At 73.7% G+C, this 20,099-nt stretch carries 16 protein-coding genes; 7 read left to right on the top strand and 9 right to left on the bottom strand.

The genetic code is table 11. The features are described from left to right. Positions 1–15: 15 nt before the first annotated feature. Complete coding sequence (locus V1634_RS34250; RefSeq protein ID WP_331211782.1) at positions 16–1,392, bottom strand: MFS transporter; 1,377 nt, start codon at positions 1,390–1,392, stop codon at positions 16–18. A gap of 61 nt (positions 1,393–1,453) precedes the next feature. Beyond that, positions 1,454–2,227 carry a glycerophosphodiester phosphodiesterase gene (locus V1634_RS34245; RefSeq protein ID WP_331211781.1) on the bottom strand — a complete coding sequence of 258 codons (774 nt, stop codon included), beginning with the start codon at positions 2,225–2,227 and terminating at the stop codon, positions 1,454–1,456. A 127-nt stretch (positions 2,228–2,354) separates the two neighbouring features. Here V1634_RS34245 and V1634_RS34240 point away from each other — a divergent pair, with 127 nt between their 5' ends. Continuing rightward, positions 2,355–3,635: an Hsp70 family protein gene (locus V1634_RS34240; RefSeq protein WP_331211780.1), complete on the top strand. Its 1,281-nt coding sequence runs from the start codon at positions 2,355–2,357 to the stop codon at positions 3,633–3,635. A gap of 6 nt (positions 3,636–3,641) precedes the next feature. Here the strand turns inward: V1634_RS34240 and gndA are convergent, their stop codons facing one another. From gndA to V1634_RS34220, 4 genes are all read right to left on the bottom strand, one after another. Then, complete coding sequence (gene gndA, locus V1634_RS34235; RefSeq protein ID WP_331211779.1) at positions 3,642–5,108, bottom strand: NADP-dependent phosphogluconate dehydrogenase; 1,467 nt, start codon at positions 5,106–5,108, stop codon at positions 3,642–3,644. Positions 5,109–5,217: 109 nt separating this feature from the next. Further along, the gene (locus tag V1634_RS34230; RefSeq protein ID WP_331211778.1) at positions 5,218–5,862 is read right to left on the bottom strand and encodes a hypothetical protein; all 645 of its coding nucleotides are present in this window, start codon (positions 5,860–5,862) and stop codon (positions 5,218–5,220) included. Further along, positions 5,855–7,777 (bottom strand): dynamin family protein, encoded by a 1,923-nt coding sequence (locus V1634_RS34225; RefSeq protein ID WP_331211777.1) that lies wholly within the window; start codon positions 7,775–7,777, stop codon positions 5,855–5,857. The genes V1634_RS34230 and V1634_RS34225 overlap by 8 nt, the downstream gene beginning before the upstream one ends. Further along, positions 7,774–9,291: a dynamin family protein gene (locus V1634_RS34220; RefSeq protein WP_331211776.1), complete on the bottom strand. Its 1,518-nt coding sequence runs from the start codon at positions 9,289–9,291 to the stop codon at positions 7,774–7,776. The genes V1634_RS34225 and V1634_RS34220 overlap by 4 nt, the downstream gene beginning before the upstream one ends. A gap of 210 nt (positions 9,292–9,501) precedes the next feature. On the opposite strand from V1634_RS34220, the gene V1634_RS34215 reads away from it, so the two are divergent. Together V1634_RS34215 and V1634_RS34210 are read left to right on the top strand one after the other, a co-directional pair. Further along, the gene (locus V1634_RS34215; protein WP_331211775.1) at positions 9,502–12,132 is read left to right on the top strand and encodes a LuxR C-terminal-related transcriptional regulator; all 2,631 of its coding nucleotides are present in this window, start codon (positions 9,502–9,504) and stop codon (positions 12,130–12,132) included. 20 nt (positions 12,133–12,152) lie between these two features. Next, a complete protein-coding gene (locus tag V1634_RS34210; RefSeq protein WP_331211774.1) occupies positions 12,153–12,683 on the top strand; it encodes a LuxR family transcriptional regulator in 531 nt (176 codons plus the stop codon). 70 nt (positions 12,684–12,753) lie between these two features. Here the strand turns inward: V1634_RS34210 and cpt are convergent, their stop codons facing one another. Both cpt and V1634_RS34200 read right to left on the bottom strand, forming a co-directional pair. Further along, positions 12,754–13,287, bottom strand: coding sequence for a chloramphenicol phosphotransferase CPT (gene cpt, locus V1634_RS34205; protein WP_331211773.1), 534 nt, complete (start codon positions 13,285–13,287; stop codon positions 12,754–12,756). A 158-nt stretch (positions 13,288–13,445) separates the two neighbouring features. Next, on the bottom strand, positions 13,446–14,240 hold the full coding sequence (locus tag V1634_RS34200; RefSeq protein WP_331211772.1) for a lysophospholipid acyltransferase family protein: 795 nt from the start codon (positions 14,238–14,240) through the stop codon (positions 13,446–13,448). 157 nt (positions 14,241–14,397) lie between these two features. On the opposite strand from V1634_RS34200, the gene V1634_RS34195 reads away from it, so the two are divergent. From V1634_RS34195 to V1634_RS34180, 4 genes are all read left to right on the top strand, one after another. Beyond that, positions 14,398–15,840: a cytochrome ubiquinol oxidase subunit I gene (locus V1634_RS34195; protein ID WP_331211771.1), complete on the top strand. Its 1,443-nt coding sequence runs from the start codon at positions 14,398–14,400 to the stop codon at positions 15,838–15,840. Between the two features lie 69 nt (positions 15,841–15,909). Beyond that, positions 15,910–16,905: a cytochrome d ubiquinol oxidase subunit II gene (gene cydB / locus V1634_RS34190; protein WP_331211770.1), complete on the top strand. Its 996-nt coding sequence runs from the start codon at positions 15,910–15,912 to the stop codon at positions 16,903–16,905. A gap of 163 nt (positions 16,906–17,068) precedes the next feature. Next, complete coding sequence (locus V1634_RS34185; protein ID WP_331211769.1) at positions 17,069–18,052, top strand: siderophore-interacting protein; 984 nt, start codon at positions 17,069–17,071, stop codon at positions 18,050–18,052. 44 nt (positions 18,053–18,096) lie between these two features. Next, positions 18,097–18,510: a VOC family protein gene (locus V1634_RS34180; RefSeq protein WP_331211768.1), complete on the top strand. Its 414-nt coding sequence runs from the start codon at positions 18,097–18,099 to the stop codon at positions 18,508–18,510. Between the two features lie 127 nt (positions 18,511–18,637). Here the strand turns inward: V1634_RS34180 and V1634_RS34175 are convergent, their stop codons facing one another. Then, the gene (locus V1634_RS34175) at positions 18,638–20,098 is read right to left on the bottom strand and encodes a glycine hydroxymethyltransferase (protein ID WP_331211767.1); all 1,461 of its coding nucleotides are present in this window, start codon (positions 20,096–20,098) and stop codon (positions 18,638–18,640) included. Between the last annotated feature and the right edge of the window lies 1 nt (position 20,099).

Raw genomic sequence — 20,099 nt, 5'->3', positions numbered from 1 at the left:
GGCGACGAACGCCGGTCAGAGGCGTTCCGGCGGGGTGTTGCCGGCGGCGACGATCGCCCGCCGGATCGGTACCGCGGCCAGCAGCACGAACCCGATCACGAAGAACGCCAGCAGCGAGATGATCGCCACCCGGTAGCTCTCGGTCAGCCCGTACGCCAGCCCGAACAGCAGCGGGCCGAGCCAGCTCGTGCCCTTGTCGGAGATCTCGTAGATCCCGAAGTACTCGGCCTCCTTCCCCTTCGGGATCAACTGGCTGAACAGCGACCGGCTCAGCGCCTGGCTGCCGCCGAGCACGATGCCGATCCCGCCGCCGAGCAGCACGAACGGCACCGCCTGGTTGGCCGGCAGCCGGAACGCGACCGCCAGCACCACCGTCCAGAGCACCAGGCTGATCAGGATCGTCTTCCAGGCGCCGATCCGCTTCGCCAGCGCGCCCATCCCGAGCGCGCCGGCGAAGGCCAGGAACTGCACCATCAGGATGGTCGGCACCAGGACGTCGTCGGAGAGCTTGAGTTCCTCGGTGCCGTAGACCGCCGACAGCGAGATCACCGTCTGGATGCCGTCGTTGTAGACCAGGTAGGCGACCAGGAAGAACAACGTCAACGGGTACGCCTTGAGGCTGCGCAGCGTGTGCCAGAGCTGACGGAACCCGTCGAGGAGTACCGGCCCCTGCGCCGGGCCGGCGACCGGCGGCCGGTTACGCAGCCGGATCAGCGGGATGGTGGTGAACGCGGCCCACCAGATGCCCGCCGACACCATGCTGTACCGGGCCACCTCGCCGGTGTCCATCCCGAGCGAGTCCTTGAAGAGCACCGCCGCGACGTTGATCGCCAGCAGCAGGCCGCCGCCGATGTAGCCGATCGCCCAGCCGATGCTGGAGACGCTGTCCCGTTCCTCCGGCCCGGCTATCTGTGGCAGGAACGAGTAGTAGACGACGATGCTGGCCCCGTAGGAGATGTTGGCGACCAGGAACAACCCGGCACCGAGCAGGTAGCGGTCACCGGTCAGGAAGAGCAGCCCGACGGTTGCCGCCGAGCCGATGTAGGCGAAGAGGGCCAGCATCTCCTTCTTGCGCGGCGACCGGTCGGCGACCGCGCCGACCAGCGGCAGCACGAAGACGGTCAGGAAGACCGACAGCGACACCATGTACGGGAAGAGCGAGCCGGGCGCGATGTCGATGCCGAGCAGGCTGATCCGCCCGCCCCGGCACGGGTCGTCGGAGGCGCAGCCGGCAGCCGCCTTCGCGATCGAGGTCAGGTACGGGCCGAGGAAGACGGTGATCACCGTCGTGTTGAACGCCGAGTTCGCCCAGTCGTAGAAGTACCAGCCGACCCGCTCGTGCCGGGTGCTGGGTGGCGCGTCCGGCGCCGTCGCGGGGATCGTCTCGGCCATGTCGGTCCTTCGGTATCAGGGTCGGGTGGCGAATCGGGGTCGGCGGCCCGGTCCGGCCGACCTACCGATCGGACGGCCAGTGGCCACGGCTCAGGTACGCCTCGCGCAGCACGTCGACGTGATCGGTCATGATGCCATCCACACCGAGGTCGAGTAACTCGTTCATCTCGGTGATGTCGTCGATGGTCCAGACGTGCACCTGGAGGCCGAGTCGGTGCACGTAGTCGACGAACCGCCGATCTACCACCCTGATTCCCCGGTAGCGGACCGGCACCTGGGCGGCGACCACCGTCGGCGGCAGCACCAGCCGCCGGTTCGCCAGCGAGGCGAGCCGTACCCGGGCCACCCCGCGCAGCCCGAGCGAGGTGGCGACCTTCGGCCCGGCCAGGATCCGCAGCCGGGCCAGCCGGGTGTCGCTGAACGAGGCGAGCAGCACCCGGTCGCCGGCTCCGGCCTCCTCGACGGCACGCACGGTCGGCGCCACCGCACCGTCGGCCTTCACGTCGACGTTGAACCGGATCTGCGGCCAGGCCCCGAGTACCTCGTCGAGCCGGGGCACCGCCGCCGCCCCGCCGACCCGGATCGTCCGCAGATCCGCCCAGCGCAGTTCGGCGATCCGGCCGGGTTCGCCGGTCATCCGCTCCAGTGTCGCGTCGTGGAAGACCACCGGCACCTCGTCGGCGGTGGCGTGCACGTCGGTCTCGACGTACCGGTAGCCGAGCCGGACCGCCCGGGCGAACGCCTCTGCGGTGTTCTCGTCGCCGCGCGCGGCACCGCCCCGGTGCGCGAACGCCAGCGGCGTCGGCGCGTCGAGATAGCCGAAGTCCCGGATCACGGTGCGAGTATGCCCGGCCGGGATGGCCGTCCGGTGACCGGTCGGCGGCGCCTCACCCCGACCGACGGGAACTCTTCCGGCGGCAACGTGCCGGGCGGTCGAGAAAGGGTTCAGTAGGGTGCTCGCCATGCGGCTGCTCGCCATCGACTTCGGCACCTCCAACACCGTCGCCGTGGTGCGGGGCGCCGACGACCGGGCCCGGCCGCTGCTCTTCGACGGCACCCCGCTGCTGCCGTCGGCGGTCTGCCTCGCCCCGGACGGCACGCCGCTCACCGGCCGGGACGCGGTCCGGGCGGCCCGGCTCGACCCGGCCCGGTTCGAGCCGGCGCCGAAACGGCGGATCGACGACGGGACGGTGCTGCTCGGCGACCGGGAGGTACCGGTCACCGAGCTGGTCGGCGCGGTGCTGCGGCGGGTCCGGGTCGAGGCGTACCGGCAGCTCGGCGGGGTCGACGAGGTCCGGCTCACCCATCCGGTCAGGTGGGGCGAGCGGCGTCGTGGCGTGCTGGTCGCCGCCGCCCGCGCCGCCGGGCTGCCGCCGCCCCGACTGGTCGCCGAGCCGGTCGCGGCGGCGGCCCACTATCCGGCGGTACTCGGCACGGCGGTGCCGCCCGGCCGGGCGCTGGCCGTCTACGACCTGGGCGGCGGCACCTTCGACGCGGCAGTGGTCCGCCGCACCGCCGCCGGTTTCGACGTACTGGCCGAGTCGGGCCTGACCGACCTGGGCGGGCTCGACTTCGACCAGGCCCTGGTCGAGCAGATCGGCCGGGACTACGCCGACGGCCGGACCGAACAGTGGCACGGCCTGCTGAGCCCGGTCGACCCGAACCAGCGTCGGGCGCGGGAACTCCTCTACGACGACGTGCGGGCGGCCAAGGAACTGCTGTCCCGGGCCGCCAGCGCGCAACTGCACCTGCCGGCGCTGGACCTGCGGGCACACCTGACCCGGGAGGAGTTGGAGTCGCTGATCCGTCGGCAGCTCCAGCAGACGGTCGGCTGCCTGGCCCGGACGATCGCCGACGCCCGGCTGGACCCGGCCGACCTGGTCGGGATCTTCCTGGTCGGCGGCTCCAGCCGGATCCCGCTGGCCGCCCGGCTGATCCACGTCGAGCTGGGCGTCGCCCCGACCAGCCTGGAACAGCCGGAGACGGCGGTGGCCGAGGGCGCCCTCCGGCTCGACGACCCACCCGCCGGCCCCGCCCACACCCCGAGGCCGGCCGGAACCGACGTCGGGGTGCCGGACCGGACCCGGGCCGCGATCCCGGCCCGGCCCGAGGCGCGGCCGGTCGACCCGGCCGGCCGGTTCTGGACCGGCACGGCCGGGCTGGTCTGGACCGGGGCGCTGGCCCTGCTGGTGGTCGCCGCGCTCGTCGTACTGGTCGCGGTCGTCACCGTCGAGCCCGGCTGACCGCGGTCAGGCCGGGGACTCGGTACGGTCGGCGGCCCAGCGGGTGTGGAAGCTGCCCTCGGTGTCCACCCGCTGGTAGGTGTGCGCGCCGAAGTTGTCCCGCAGGCCCTGGATCAGCGCGGCCGGCAGCCGGTCCCGCCGCAGGCCGTCGTAGTACGACAGCGAGGAGCCGAAGGCGGGGGCGGGCACCCCGGCCTGCGCCGCGTAGCTGACCACCCGCCGCCAACTGGCGACGCTGTCGGCGACCCCCTGCACGAAGTAGGGCGCCACCAGCAGCGTCGGCAGCTGCGGGTCGGCGTCGTACGCCTCCCGGATGCGGTTGAGGAACCGGGCCCGGATGATGCAGCCGCCCCGCCAGATGGTGGCCAGCGCCGCCGGGTCGATGTCCCAGCCGTACTCCTGGCTGCCGGCCCGGATCTGGTCGAAGCCCTGCGCGTACGCGACGATCTTCGACGCGTACAGCGCCTTGCGGACGTCCTCCACGAACGCGTCCCGGTCCACCTCGTCGGTCGGCGCCTCGCCACCCGCGTCGGCGTACGCCCGGGCGGCGGCGTCCCGCTGGTCGGCGTGCCCGGAGAGCGACCGGGCGAACGTCGCCTCGGCGATCCCGGTGATCGGCACACCGAGGTCGAGCGCGCTCTGCACCGTCCACCGGCCGGTGCCCTTCTGCTCGGCCCGGTCCTGCACGATGTCGACGAACGCCTTGCCGGTGCGGGCGTCGACGTGCCCGAGCACGTCGGCGGTGATCTCGATCAGGAACGACTCCAGGTCGCCCTCGTTCCAACCGGCGAAGATCTTGCCGATCTCGGCCGGTGTCGCACCCAACCGCTCCCGGAGCAGGTCGTACGCCTCGGCGATGAGCTGCATGTCGGCGTACTCGATGCCGTTGTGCACCATCTTCACGAAGTGCCCGGCGCCGTCCGGCCCGATGTGGGCGCAGCACGGCGTGCCGTCGACCTGGGCGGCGATCGACTCGAAGATCGGCCCGAGCTTCCGGTACGCCTCCACCGAACCGCCCGGCATGATGCTCGGCCCGAGCAGCGCACCCTCCTCGCCACCGGAGACACCGGTGCCGACGAAGTGCAGCCCGTGCTCGCGCAGCGTCTCCTCCCGGCGCCGGGTGTCGGCGAAGTGGGCGTTGCCGGCGTCGATGACGATGTCGTCGGGTTCGAGCAGCGGGATCAGCTCGTCGATGACGGCGTCGGTGGGACGACCCGCCTTCACCATCACGATCACGGCCCGGGGCCGCTCCAACGAGGCGACGAAGTCGGCCAGCGACTCGCTCGGCACGAACGTGCCCTCGCCCCCGTGCTCGGCGACCAGGCTCCGGGTCCGCTCCGGCGACCGGTTGTGCACCGCCACCCGGTGACCGTGCCGGGCCAGGTTGCGGGCCAGGTTGCGGCCCATCACCGCCAGCCCGGTGACCCCGATCTGGGCCGTGGCGCCGGTGCCGCCACTCGTCGTCTCCGCCATCCGCTGCTCACTTCCGTCTGGGCCTGAAAGGTTCGGCCGGTTGCCACATCCGTGCCGGCGTCGGAGCAGCGCGCGGAAGCCCGCAGCAGGGCGGAAGGCCCGGTGTTCCTCAGCGCTCCTCCGGCAACCAGAACCGGGCAAGCGTACTCGTCGCCGGGTCGTCGGAGGCGGCCAGCGCCGCCCACGGGTCACCGTCGGCCGGTAATTCCTCGCCGGCATACCCGGCCAGCTCGTCCGGGGCGACGGTCCCGGTGTCCGGCGCGGACGGCGGCGCCGGTACCGCGTCGACCGGCTGGCCGAGCAGGGCGGGATCGGCCCACGGAAAACCGTCGACCGGCTCCGGCGGTGCGCCGAGGTCCGGCAGGTCGGTCGACTCCCACCAGGACGGTCCGGTGTCGGCGTACGGGTCGAGGTCCGGGTCGGCGCCGACCGGCGGGTCCGCCGCGCCGAAGCCGACCTCGGCGGGTACCTCCGGATAGCCGTCCGGCCCGAACCCCGACTCCTCCGCCGGGTACGGGTCCGCCTCGGCGTACGGGTCGGCGCTCGGCGCCGTCGGCAGGTCGTCGTAGCCGAGCGGCATCGGCGGATCGGCGGGCGCCCCGGGAAGGTCGCCGGGATCGGGGTCGGCGGCACCGAACCCCTCGACCGGAAAGCCGTCGTCGGGCTGGTCCGGGGTCAGGTCGCCGAAGTCCTCGCCCTCCGGGCCGCCGAACTCCGGCTCGTCGGCGGACCAGCCGCCCCAGTGGTCAGTCATGTTCCCGCCCTCGTGCGTCGGTGGCGGCGGCCGGGGCGAGCGCCCGGGCCCGCCCCAGCACCTCGTCGACCTGCTTTACCCGGGCCCGGACCGTCTCCCGCTGCGCCTGCGTCGCGGCGCGGCGCCGGGCCCGTACGGCGGTGTCCTCGGCCGCCGCCGCGTCGATCTCGGCGATCCGCTCGTCGAGCTGCCGCAGCCGGCGCTCGATCGCGTCGTCCAGGGCGAGGGTCAGCGCGTACTGCAGATCGGTGAACCGGTGGGTGATCTCGTCCGACAGCACCGCCCGGGCGTCGGCGACCACCTCCCGCAGCCACGTCCGGGCCTGCTGCCGGTCGGTGTGCACCCGGCGCCGGTACAGGATGAAGCCACCGGCGGCGAGTCCCAGGCCGAGCCCGGCGAACGGGATCAGCAGGCTGCCACCGACCAGCGCACCCGCGCCGAGTGCGGAGGCGCCAGCCATCGCGCCCCGGCCGGCCAGGAAGGCCATCGACCCGGCCGACATCGCGATCATCATGTTGTCCGGGCCGCCGCCGGACCGGCGCGGCTTGCTGGCCAGCGCGTGCCGCAGCGTCGCGTTGAGCCGCCCCAGCACGAACCGCAGCTCCTCCGGCTGGAACACCTCGGCGAGCACCCGCTCGCCGACCTGCCGGAACCGCACCTCCAGATCGTCGGAGAGCCGCACCGACAGCGCGTGCAGCGCCTCGTCGACCTGCTGCGGCAGCCCCTTGAGCTCCTCGCCGCGAGCGTTGTCGATCCGGTTCAGGAACTCCTCCTGGAGGGTGCCGGCATAGCCGCGGAGCAGCCCGGTCGCCTCGACCCGGGCCCGCTGCGTCTCGGTGCTCAACGCCAGCGACCACTGCCGCGACTCGGTACGCTTCCGCGCCGCCAGCGCCGCCCGGTCCTGCTTGATCCGGTGCAGGTCCGCCGGATCGGGGTCGGCGGCCCGCAGCCGCTCGCCGAGTTCCAGGTCGTACCGGACCAGCTCGCTGCGGACCGTGCGCAGCAGGTTCGCCTGCCGGAGCAGATGCCCCCGGCCGGCCACCCCGATCAGGGCGTGCTGCAACTGCGCGATCCGGGACTCCCGGAGCAGCTCGCCGGCCGCCTCCGCCGGCATCGTCCGGGCCAGCTCGGCGAGCCGGGCCGAGACCGGGAACCACGACGCGCCGCCGAACCGGGGTGCGTGCGCCTGCAACTGTGCCCGGTTGTCGGCCAGGATCGTCCGCCAGCCCGGGTAAGCGTCGGTCTTGGTCAGCGCGAAGACCACCAGGTTGACCCGCTTGCTCGCCTCGACCAGGAAGTCGAGTTCCGGCTGCGCGAGCGGGGCGGCGGCGTCGACCACGAAGAGCAGGGCGGTGGCCCGGGCCGCGGCGTCCAGGGCGATCCGGGCGTGCGCCGGGTCGAGCCCGCCGGTGCCCGGGGTGTCGACCAGGCTCAGGTACTGCAACAGCGGCGCCGGATGGGTCACCTCGATGTGCCGGGGCGGACGCTGGTCGTCCGGGAGCCGCCCCAACGGGGTGGCCCAGTCCCGCAGGTCGGCCAGGCCCAGCGGCAGCGGCTCGGGGCGGCCCGGCAGGAAGGCCCGGGCACCGGCCTCGGCGCCCGGCACGAACTCCAGATAGCAGCAGGTGGCGACAGCGACGTCGACCGGCGACAGCCCGGGCACCCCGACCAGCGCGTTGACCAGGGAACTCTTTCCACGTTTCGTCTCGCCGACCACCACGATCGAGGGGCGGGTCACCACCTGGCGGCGCAGCGTGTCGACCTCGGCGGCCGCGTCCGGGGCGACCTTGCGCAGGTACGCCAGCCCGCCGTCGACCGCCCCGGTCAGCGCCGTACCGAGTGCCGCCTCCGGGTTGGCACCGCCGTGCTGGGCCGGCGCGGCACCCGACCCGGTGGCGGTACGGCCGGTGGTCACCGCAGGCTCCCCTCGGCGCGTACCCGCTGGGAGAGCAGGAAGAAGCCCCGGTGCGCCACCTGCGCCACCCGGGACTGCGCCGGGCTCGCCCCGGCGACCGCGTACACCCGCCACCGGGTGGCGGCCTCCAGCGCGGCCCGGGTGAGCTGCTCCGGGGCGGCGGCCGGCAGGCTCAGGATCCAGCGCGGGTCGGTGGAGAGGGCCAGCCGGGTCAGCTCCTGCTCCATCGGCTCGGGCAGCTCCACCGAGCCGGAGCTGACCAGTTGGGCCACCTCCAGCAGCCGGAGGCGGTGGTACTCCGGCTGTTGCAGCACCTGCTCGATCGCGTCCCGCAGCAGTTCCCGGTCCTCCGGCCGGGGAGCGTGGCTGGCCAGCTTCTCCAGGGTGGAGAGCCCCCAGCCGGCCTTGATCGCGTCGGTACGCCACCGGAACGCCTGGTCGAGGGTGTTGCGCAGCCGAGGGAACCCGGACGCGGCGAACAGCAGCCGCACCAGGTCGCCGCTTGACAACTGCGGCTGGGCGGCGAACTGGGCGATGGCGAAGCCGATGCCGTACAGGTCGAGCAGCCGCAGCAGCCGCTCCCGCTGCTCCCCGGGGACCGGGCAGTCCCGGGAGGTGAACAGGTCGACCGAGGCGAGCAGTACCGCCCGTTCCCCGGCCGGCAGCCGGGCCATCGTCCGCAGCGCCTCGCAGTCGGCGGCGGTGAGCCGGCCGGCCTCGGTCGTCTCGGCCAGCAGCCCGACGATCGGCACCACCTCGGAGACCACCCGGCGCAGTACCCCGGTCTGGTCGGCGGCGAGCGGACCGGCCACCGGCCACGGGTCGGCCGCGCCGCCGACCAGCTTGTCCACCTTGTTGAACAGCCCGAGGGAGTTGATCGGGTTGCTGGCCAGCCGCGCCGAGACCGACCGGAACGCCTCCAGCGCCGCCAGGTCGTCGTCCCGGACCGACTGGGTGAAGACGTAGACGATCGCCTCGGCACCGGCGATCGCCCCGGCCGAGTCGTCGTCGATGTTGTCGTCGAACGGGGCGGTCGCGGCCTCGAACAGGAACCGGCGGGCACCGGCGCTGACGGAGGTGTTCGTCGAGGCGAGACCGGGGGTGTCCAGCACGGTCAGGTCCCGCAGGTGGTCGCTGGTCAGCGTGACGTCGACGTAGGAGATCTCGGCGCGCGGCACGCCGAGCCGCTGCGGGATCATGCCCGCGTCGTCGAGCGGCAGGCTGAGCCGGCTGCCGTCCCGGCGTACCACGTCGACCCGGTCGGCGGTGCCGTACCGGAACTGGGTGACGAGCCGGGTGCACTCGCCAACCTCGGTCGGCGCCACCCGCCGGCCGATCAGCGCGTTGACCAGCGTCGACTTGCCGGCCTTGAGCCGGCCGGCGATCGCCACCCGCAGCGGTTCGTCGAGCCGGCGGCGTACCCCCGACACCTGGGTACCGGTGGCGGCGCCGAGTCGCGGGCCGACCTCGTCACAGAGGCCGGCGACCCGGGCGCTGAGCGGACCTGCTCCCATGGCTCGTCAGCCGGCGGTGCGGTCGGCGACAATGGCAGGGACCCGGTGGTGGAGCACGCGCATCTCGTCTGCTGTCCTTCCGACACGACGGCGGGGGGCGGGCTGCCCCTGCCGGACATCACACTACGAATATCCTGCCGGCGCAGGATCCCATGTTCGTGCCACCGTCTTGCACGGTGGTGCGGCGTCGACCCGGGCGGGGGAGGGCCAGTGCGGCAAGCGTCGGTCGGTGACCTGCCCGACCAGTTCCGCCCCGCCGACCTGCCGGCCGGCGATCCGGCACCGGACGTCGTCGCGGCCGGCTCCGCCCTGCTCACCACCCCCGGCCTGGTGGTGCTGCACAGTGGACCCGGCGGCGGGCGCAGCACCGCGCTGCACCGGCTCGGCGCCGCGTTCCGGGGACCCGTCTTCGCCGGTGGCGGCCTGGCCAGCCTGCCCGGCGAACCGGCGTTCGCGCTGGCCCGCGCCGTCCGGGTCCGGCTGCCCGGGCACGATCCCGCGTTGCTCGCCGAGGCGGTGAGGTCCCGGGTACGCGGCGGCCTGCTGCTTCTCGACGACCTCCAGTGGGTCGACCCGGCCACCCTCGCCGCCCTGGTACCGCTGGCCACGCACTGCCGGGTCGCGGTCGCGCTGCGTACCCCGCACCGGCTGCCGCCGAGCGCGGTGGCGGCGTTGCGGGCCGTCGCGGCCGGCTGGCTCGCGGTGCCGCCGCTGACCGTGGACGCGGCGACCGCGCTGGCCGGGCGGATCGCTCCCGCGCTCGGCCCGTCGACCGTCGCCGGTGTGGTCCGGCAGGCCGGCGGCACACCGCTGGCGGTGGTGACCCTGGCCCGCCAGGCGGCCGCGCGACGGCCCGCCGGAGCGCACCGCCCCGACGGCCCCGCACAGCGGCGTCCGGAGCCGGTGCCGGCGGACCGGGACGCCGACCAGGTCGGCTACGCGGTGGCGGCGGCGTTGGCCGACCTGACCCGGCCGGCCCGCACCACGATGGCCGCACTCGGGCTGCTCGGCCGGCCGGCACCGGCGGACCTGCTCGGTGCCGGGGTCGACGAACTGCACGCCGCCGGCCTGGTCACCGTCGCGCAGGACGGGGTCGCCCCGGTGTCGCCGTACGTCGCCGAGGTCGCCGCCGGGTTGCTGGACGAGGCCGGCCGGCAGGCGCTGCACCGGCGCCTCGCCGACCTGGTACCGCCGGTCGAGGCGGTTCGGCACCTGGCGGCGGCCGGTGACGGCGCGGCGGCGTACCGCCGGGCACTGGCCGTGGCCGCCACCGCCGACACCGCCGGTACCCGCGCCGAACTGCTGCTGCTGGCCTGCGCGCTGCCCGGTGTCGAGCCTGATCCGGCGGTACGGGTCGACGCCGCCCGGGCCGCGCTCGCCTGCGGCCGCCCCCGGGCGGCGGCCCGGGCGCTGACCACCGGTACACCGCTCGGGGTCGACCCGGACCTGTTGCGGGCGGAGGCACTGGTCCAGCTCGGCGACCTGGCCGGCGCCCGGTCGGCGGTGGCCCGGATACCGGATTCGGCCACGCCGGAGCAGCTCGCCGCCCGGGACCGGATCGTGCTCCTCGCCCAACTCGGCGCCGACCCGGCCGAAGCGACCCGGTCGGCGGCCCGGATCACCGCCGTGCACGGCCCGGAGCCGGCGCACCCGGGCCTGCGGGCCGCGCTGGCGGCGGTACGCGCCGCGAACCGGGCCCCGGGTTGGGAGTCGGCACTCGCCTCGGCCGCCGTGGCGGCGGGTGCGGCCGGTGAGCCGCTCGCCGCCCGCTGGAGCGCCTGGCTGCTGGTCGAGACGCTGCTCGCCGACGGCCGGCTCGCCGAGGCCGGACAGGCCGCCGAGGCGGCCGAACACGCCTGCGCGGCCGACCTCGCCTACAGCTGGCAGACCCGCTTCCTGGCTGCCCGGCTCTGGTGCGCGGCGCTGCGCGGCGGCGTGCCCGCCTCCGACCCCGGCAACGCCCCCGACCCGACTGGCGCCCTCGGCCCGGGTAGGGCGCTCGACGTCGACGAGGCGCTGCGCCGGGCCGGCGACCTGACCGACCGGACCCTGCCCGCCCCGGCCCGGGGCTACGCGGTGGCCGCCGCCAGCCTGGTCGAGGCCGACGGTGGGCTGCTCGGCCCGGCCCGGTCCCGGCTGGCCGCCGCCACCGGCGGCTCCGCCGGCGCCGACGCGCTGCTCGACTGGGTCAGCCGGGAGGCGGCCTGGCTCGACGGCCAGCCGGACCGGGCCGGCGGATCATCCGCTGGCGGCCCGCCGCTGGTCGACGGGCTGCGGCAGATCACCGCACGCTGGGCGGCGTACGACGGCGCGCAGGCCGGTTCCGCTTCGGGCCTGCCCGCCGGTGCGGTGACGGCGGTGCCGCCCGAGCCGGCCCCGGTGCGGCAGACCCTCGCCGCCTGGGACGCCCCGGGCGGCGACCCGGCCGGTTTCACCCGGGCCGCGAACGGCTGGCGGGACCTGGCCGTCCGCGAGGAGGTGCGCTGCCTGCTCGCCGCCGGCCTGCACGAGCCGGACCCGTCCCGGAGCGTCCCGGTGCTGCTGACCGCCGAGGAACGCGCCGGACGGGCCGGGCTGGTCGTGCTGCTCGGCCGGATCCGTCGGGCGCTGCGCCGGCACGCCGTACGCCGGGACGTCCGGGGTGCTCGGTCGGACGGCGACCTCACCGACCGGGAGCGGGAGGTACTCCGGCTGGTGGCGGCCGGTGAACCGACCCGACGCATCGCCGGGCAACTGGGTATATCCGCTGAGACGGTGGAGACCCACGTCCGGTCCGGGATGCGCAAGCTGGGCGCCCGTACCCGTACCGAGGCGGCGGCCCTCGCCCTGGAGGCGCTGTGACTGGTGCTGGAGGTGCAGCGATGACCGACCCGCCGCGCTACGTCGTACCGTCGGCGACCGACGCGACCACGGTCCTGCGCCGACTGGCCCGGGACGGGTGGTCGACCCGGGAGGGGTTCGCGGTCGCCGAGCCCGGCTGGGACCTGGCCACCGCCCGGCTGGTGCTGTTCGGCCGGGTACCGGACGCCGAGACGGTCCGGCTGGCCGTGCTGGCCGCCGCCCGTGGCGCCGGGGTGGTGGCGATCGTGGACCCGGCCGGCGAGGTCGGTCGGGCGCTCGTCGACGACCTGAGCCGGCTCGGGCCGGTGCACCGGGATCCGGACGAGGCGCCGGAGTCCGACACCGAGTCGGTGCTGAGCCGGCTGATTCCCGAGCAGCGGGCGTTGCTGGAGCGGCTCGCCGACGGCGAGACGATCGCCGCCGCCGCGGCGGCGGAGTTCCTGTCCCTGCGCACCGCCAACCGGCGGATCGCGCAGGCCCGCGAGGCGCTCGGGGTGCGCACCACCCGGGAGGCGGTCCTCGCCTACCTGCGGCAGCGCCGCTCCGGCTGACCGACGCAGGCACTTCGCGGGGTCGACGCGGCGGCGCCGTCAGAGACCGCCTACCAGGCGGGCGTCGCGGTCAGACCACGTACGAGGCGATGGCGCGCGCACAGTCGAGAGACTCGGTGCGGCCGGAGTCGACCTCCACGTCATAGCGGACACCCCGGTGCACGATCTCGGCCTGCGACGCCGCCATCCCGATCACGCGGTCCCCTCGGGCGATCTCCCGGCCCGCCGCGACGTCCGGAGCGCAGCGCACCCCGACCCACAGCACGGCGAGGTCCGTCAGGTACCCGCGAGTGCGCTCCTGGGAAGCGGCGCCGCCGAGGAACACCTCGTCGAGGATGATCCGCGCTCCGGCCCGGGCCATCGCGGCGATGCCGACCAGCCAGGCGTGCTGCAACTCGCCGAAGTCCTCGCCGACGATGACCTCGCCGTCGGGCCCGAAGGTCAGCCCGGTGGGGGAGTTCAGCATGGCCGGTGGCAGCCGGTCGATCAGGTCGTCCACTCCGAAGCTGATCCACGGGCGCGGCAGTATGTGCTTGAGGCACCGGACGATCGCCGACTTTCCCGAGCTGGAGCCGCCGTTGAGCACGATGACCTGTGTCGTCACTTGATCGTTCGCCTTCCGATGCCGTCGTCGCGACCTCCGCCGGCCCGAGAGATCCGCTTCAGCTCGCGCGGCCGCAAGGTGGCGGTCCGGGACAGCGTAGTGCCGGGCCTCGGAACCGGATCGGGTCCGACCCGTGGCGGCGGGCGCGAGCGGGATGCTCAGCCGCCGGGCGTGGTGTCGGGGTCCCTGCGGCGATGTTGGCGGCGGGTCTCGGTCGGCCGGGTCGGGTCGACGTAGCGGGGCCGGTCGGGTTCGTCGAGGCGCAGCGGCACCAGGGCGACGGTGAGCGCCTCGATGATCGCCTCGGTGGCCCGGGCGGCGGCGCCGGGGCTGGCCGGGTCGATCCCGGTCAGGTCGACGGGCGGGCCGAAGTGCACCCGGATCACCGGCCGGCGGAGCATCGCCCGGCCGACCGCCCGGAGCATTCCGGCCGGTGCGGCGTACGGCAGCACCTCGTGCGCGCCCCACTGGGCGACCGGTACCACGGTGGCGCCGCTGGCGAAGGCGAGCCGGGCGGTGCCGGTCTTGCCCCGTTCGGGCCACATGCCGGGGTCGAGTCCCATCCGCCCCTCCGGGTAGACGAGCACCACCGAGCCCTGGGTGACGGCCGCTGCGGCGTGTTCCAGCGCGAGTCCGACGGTCGGGGTGCGCCGGTCGACCCGGATGTGTCCGCTGGCCCGCATCGCGGAGCCGACGATCGGGGCCCGGAACACCCCGCCGGTGGCCATGATCCGGGGGGCGATCCGGCGTACCCGGCAGGCGGCGGTCAGCACGACCGGGTCGAACGGGTTGACGTGGTTGGCGGCCAGGATCAGCGGTCCGTGCCGTAGCTCGTCGGGCACGTCGCCGGTGACCCGTAGCCGGGCGAGCAGCCCGACCACGCCCCGGGCGAGCACCTGGAGGAAGAGCCAGAAGCGGGGGGCGCGCCAGGGTACGGCGGTGGTGGTCTCCATCAGCGGTCGATCGTCGCACGCGCCGGTCGGCGGGGAGGCCCGGGGCGGGGCGTCGTGGGAACCGGAACGACGGCGGACGTGATCGACCTCCCAGCGCCACCGTCTACGACGACAGGTAGTATTTACTACGTCCGGTAGTAAAACCTGGGGGTCATCCGTGGACGCGCTCGACGTCGCCCGGTGGCAGTTCGGTGTCACCACCGTCTACCACTTCCTCTTCGTACCGCTGACCATCGGGCTGTCGGTGCTCGTGGCGATCCTGCAAACCCGCTGGCACCGCACGGGGCAACTGCGCTACCTGCGGTTGACCAAGTTCTACGGCAAGCTCTTCCTGATCAACTTCGCGATGGGCGTGGTCACCGGCATCGTGCAGGAGTTCCAGTTCGGGATGAACTGGAGCGACTACTCCCGCTTCGTCGGCGACGTCTTCGGCGCCCCGCTGGCGATCGAGGCGCTGCTCGCGTTCTTCCTCGAATCCACCTTCCTCGGCCTGTGGATCTTCGGCTGGGACCGGCTGCCCCGCCGGATCCACCTCGCCACCATCTGGGCCGCCGCGATCGGCTCCACGCTGAGCGCGTACTTCATCCTGGCCGCGAACTCGTGGATGCAGAACCCGGTCGGCTACCGGATCAACCCGGAGACCGGCCGCGCCGAACTCACCGACATCGTCGCCGTACTCACCAACAAGGTCACCCTGGTCACCTTCCCGCACACCCTCGCCGGCTGCTTCCTCGTCGCCGGGGCGCTGATGGTCTCGATCGCCCTCTGGCACCTGCGTCGCCCGACCGGGAAGCAGCCCGACGGGAACCCGGCGGCGGGGGAGGACCGGGCCGCCTTCCGGTTCGCCGCCCGGTTCGGCGCCTGGGTCACCCTCGCCGCCGCCGTCGCCGTCGTGATCACCGGTGACCTGCAAGGCAAAATCATGACGCAGGTGCAGCCGATGAAGATGGCCGCGGCCGAAGCGCTCTACACCACCGAGGCGCCCGCCTCGTTCTCCGTACTCACCGTCGGCAGCCTCGACGGCAGCCGCGAACTCTTCGCGATCAAGATCCCGTACCTGCTCTCGGTGCTCGGCACCGGTGACCCGAACGGCGAGGTCCGGGGCATCAACGACCTCCAGGCCCAGTACGTCGCCCAGTACGGCCCCGGCAGCTACACCCCGATCATCCCGGTCACCTACTGGAGCTTCCGATTCATGATCGGCTTCGGGTTGGCCGCCGCCGCCATCGCGGCGTGGGTGCTCTGGGCGCAGCGCCGTGGCCGTACCCCGAACTCCCGCTGGCTGGTCCGGGCCGGCCTGGTCATGCCGGTCCTGCCGCTCGCCGCGAACTGCTTCGGCTGGATCTTCACCGAGATGGGCCGGCAGCCCTGGGTCGTCTTCGGCGAGATGCTCACCCGCGACGGCGTCTCCCGCAGCGTCTCCCTGGCCGAGGTACTCACCTCGTTCACCGCCTTCACCCTGGTCTACGCCACCCTCGCCATCATCGAGGTCAAGCTGCTGATCCGGTACGCCCGCGCCGGCCTGCCGGACACCGCAGCACCCCCCGAGCCCGAACCCGACGCCGACGACGAGGACCGCCCGCTCGCCTTCGCCTACTGACCCCCACCGGCCCGGCCCACCGCGCCAGCACCCGCATCCCGACCACGACCGATCCGACCGGAGCCCACGATGGACCTGCCCACCTTCTGGTTCCTGCTCATCGCCGTGCTGTTCGTCGGCTACTTCATCCTGGAGGGCTTCGACTTCGGCGTCGGCATCCTGCTGCCCGTCCTCGGCCGCGACGACCGGGAACGCCGGGTGCTGATCAACACCATCGGGCCGGTCTGGGACGGCAACGAGGTCTGGCTGATCACCGCCGCCGGAGCCCTCTTCGCCGCCTTCCCCGGCTGGTACGCCAGCCTCTTCTCCGGCCTCTACCTGCCGCTGCTGCTCGTCCTGCTCGCCCTGATCTTCCGGGGCGTCGCCTTCGAATACCGCCACAAGCGCCCCGAGGCCGGCTGGAAGGCCCGCTGGGACCTCGCCATCTTCCTCGGCTCCCTGATCCCGGCCGCGCTCTGGGGAGTCGTCCTCGGCAACCTGCTGCGCGGCGTACCCCTCGACGCGCGACACGACTACACCGGCGGCCTGCTCGACCTGCTCAACCCGTACGCCCTGCTCGGCGGGGTGACCACGACGGCGCTGTTCGTCACGCACGGCGCCGTCTTCCTCGCGCTGAAGACCAGCGGCGAGATCCGGATCCGGGCCGGCCGGCTCGCCGCCCGGGCCGCCGCCACCACCGCCGCGCTCACCGCCGCGTTCCTGGCCGTCGGCCTGACCATCCGGCACACCCCGGCCGCCGTCGGCCTCGCCGTGGCCGCCGCGCTCGCCCTGGCCGGCACCCTGGCCGCCACCCGGGTACGCCGGGAGGGCTGGGCCTTCGTCGGCACCGCCGCCGCGATCGGGCTGACCGTCGCCACGCTCTTCGCCGCGCTCTTCCCGAACGTGCTGCCCTCCACCACCGACCCGGCCGGCACCCTCACCGTCGCCAACGCCGCCTCCAGCCCCTACACCCTGAAGGTGATGACCTGGGTGGCCGCCTTCTTCACCCCCGTCGTCCTCGGCTACCAGGGCTGGACCTACTGGGTCTTCCGCAAGCGGATCGGAGTCGCCAACATCCCACGCTGACCGACCCCGGGGGCCACCGCCGCCGCGTTGCCCCGCGAGTTGAGACTTTTCCTGCGCCTCTGACCGAAACCGCGCAGGAAAAGTCTCACCAAGGACTTCAATGAAACAATTGAAGCGAACGACTCGCACAGGGCATCGCCCCCCGCACCTTCGGAGGCCCCCGATGGGACAGCTCCCGATCCGGTACATCCGGGTCGCCGACACCACCCCGATCACGCCACGGATGGCCCGGATCACCTTCACCGGCGACGACCTCGCCGACCTCCACCTCGACGGCCCCGACCAGCAGGTGAAGCTCTACTTCCCCAGACCGGGACAGCGCCGCCCCCGGCTGCCCGACCCCGACCCCGACCTCTGGCGGTGGTACGCCGGCTTCGCCGACATCCCCGCACCCGTCCGCCCCTGGACCCGCAGCTACACCATCCGGGCCCACCACCCGCACGGCAACCTCATCGACATCGACTTCACCCTGCACGAGCCCGCCGGCCCCGCCACCCGATGGGCCGCCTCCGCCACCCCCGGCGACACCCTCGGCATGTTCGGCCCGTCCCCGGTCTTCGCCCGACCCCTCCCGATCGGCACCACCGACTGGATGCTGCTCGCCTGCGACGAATCGGCGCTCCCGGCGCTCGGCACCATCGTCGAGGCACTACCCGCCGGCACCCGCGCACACGCCTTCGTCGAGATCCCCGACCGGGCCGAGGAGCAGCACCTCGACACCCCGGCCGACCTCACCCTGCACTGGCTGCACCGCGACGACCCGCCCAGCGCACCCGGCAGCCGCCTGCTCGACGCCGTACGCGCCGCCACCTTCCCGGCCGGTTCCGTCCTCGCCTGGCTGGCCGGCGAAGCCGGCACCGTACGCGCCCTGCGCCGCCACCTCGTCGACGACCGGGGCCTGCCGAAACAGTCGATCGACTTCACCGGCTACTGGCGACGGCACCTGACCCAGGACGACGACCCGACCGACGAGGACCTCGCCGAGGCACGCGACCGCCTCGCCGACGCCGAGACCACCGCCGCCACCGAGAGCAGCGCCGACGTCGGCGCAACCGACGGCGGCACCGAGGCCGGCGCACGCGGCGACGCCGAACCCGAACCGATCAGGATTCAAGAAGCGCGGTCCCCAACGCCGCTCGTACCGTGACCCTTGGAATGCGTCACCAGAAAACACAACAAAGGGGACAAGAGATGAAAGCGCACGTGAGTTCGATCCTGCTCGCCGTCCGGGACATGGAGCGGTCCAAGCGCTTCTACACCGAGGGTCTCGGCTGGAAGATCGAGCAGGACTACGGCGTCTCGGTCTTCTTCGCACCCGACGGCGGCTCACCCGTCGGCTTCTACGGCCGGGACGGCCTGGCCGAGCAGGTGGGCACCAGCCCGGAGGGCAGCGGCTTCAGCGGACTGGTCCTCACCTACGTGGTCCGTACCGAAACCCGGGTCGACGAGATCATGGCGGAGGCGGAGAAGGCCGGCGCCACGATCCTCAAGCCCGCCGGCCCGCTGCCGTGGGGCGGATACGGCGGCTCCTTCGCCGACCCGGACGGCTACATCTGGAGCCTGGGGTACAGCGCCCAGGGGGAGAACCAGCCCTACGCGGAGTAGCCGCCGACCGTACGGGTGCGGTTCACCCCGAACCGCACCCCCCGGTCGGTGAAGTCCCTGGCCACCCGCCGGGTCACCCCGTCCGAGGCGGAGCCACCCGCCGGGTCCGGGGCGGAACTCCGGACGGTCAGCCCAGGTCGACCAGCGGATACAGCGGATAGTCCGCCAGCAGGTCGGCAGCCTGCCCGGCCACCCGCCGCGCCACCGCCCCGTCCAGCACGTACCGCGCCTTGGACGGGGCACCGTCCGGCCCGACCCCCGGCCGGGTCGCCGACAACACCGTGTGCAGCAGCCCGGCCACCTCGTCCATCTCCGCCACCCCGAGCCCCCGGGTCGTCAACGCCGGCGTGCCGAGCCGGACCCCCGAGGTGTACCAGGCACCGTTCGGGTCCCGAGGCACCGAGTTCCGGTTCGTCACGATGCCGGCGTCCAACAGCGCCGCCTCCGCCTGCCGCCCCGTCAACCCGTACCCCGACACGTCCACCAGCAGCAGATGGTTGTCCGTCCCCCCGGTCACCAGCCGCGCACCCCGACGCGACAACCCCTCCGCCAACGCGACCGCGTTCTGCACCACCCGGCCCGCGTACGCCGCGAACTCCGGCCGCCGCGCCTCCGCCAGGGCGACCGCCTTACCGGCGATCACATGCGGCAACGGACCGCCGAGCACCAACGGACAACCCCGGTCCACCTGGTCGGCAAACTCCGGGCCACACAACACCATGCCGCCGCGCGGGCCCCGCAACGACTTGTGCGTCGTCGTCGTCACCAGATGCGCGTACGGCACCGGATCGAAGTCACCGGTGAACACCTTCCCGGCCACCAGACCGGCGAAGTGCGCCATGTCGACCAGCAGCGTCGCACCGACCTCGTCGGCAATCTCCCGCATCAGCCGGAAGTTCACCCGCCGCGGATACGCCGAATAGCCGGCCATCAGAATCAACGGCCGGAACTCCCGGGCGATCCGGCGCACCTCGTCGTAGTCCAGCAACCCCGTCTCCGGATCGGTGCCGTAACTACGCTGGTCGAACATCTTGCCGGAGATGTTCGGCCGGAACCCGTGGGTCAGGTGCCCGCCCGCGTCCAACGACATGCCCACCATCCGCTGGTCACCCAGCTCGCGGCGCAACACCGCCCAGTCCGCGTCGGTCAGCTCGTTCACGTGCCGCACCCCGGCCCGGCGCAACGCCGGCGACTCCACCCGCTCCGCCAACACCGCCCAGAACGCCACCAGGTTCGCGTCGATCCCCGAATGCGGCTGCACGTACGCGTGCGCGGCCCCGAACAACTCCCGGGCATGCTCCGCCGCCACCGACTCGACCGTGTCGACGTTGCGGCAACCGGCGTAGAAGCGGCGGCCGACCATGCCCTCCGCGTACTTGTCGCTGAACCAGTTACCCATCGCCAGCAGTACCGCCGGGGACGCGTAGTTCTCCGAGGCGATCAACTTCAACGAGTCGCGCTGATCGGCCAGTTCCGCCCCGATCGCGTCCGCGACGCGGGGCTCGACCGCACGCACCACATCCAACGCCGCGCGGAACGCGACGGACTCCGTGGACCTCGTGCCGACCGGAAAGACCTGATTGGCCATG

The organism is Plantactinospora veratri, from assembly GCF_036421995.1.
Lineage (GTDB): Bacteria > Actinomycetota > Actinomycetes > Mycobacteriales > Micromonosporaceae > Plantactinospora > Plantactinospora veratri.
The sequence above is the reverse complement of the archived record's forward strand: the minus strand, read 5'-3'. Positions and strand labels throughout refer to the sequence as shown.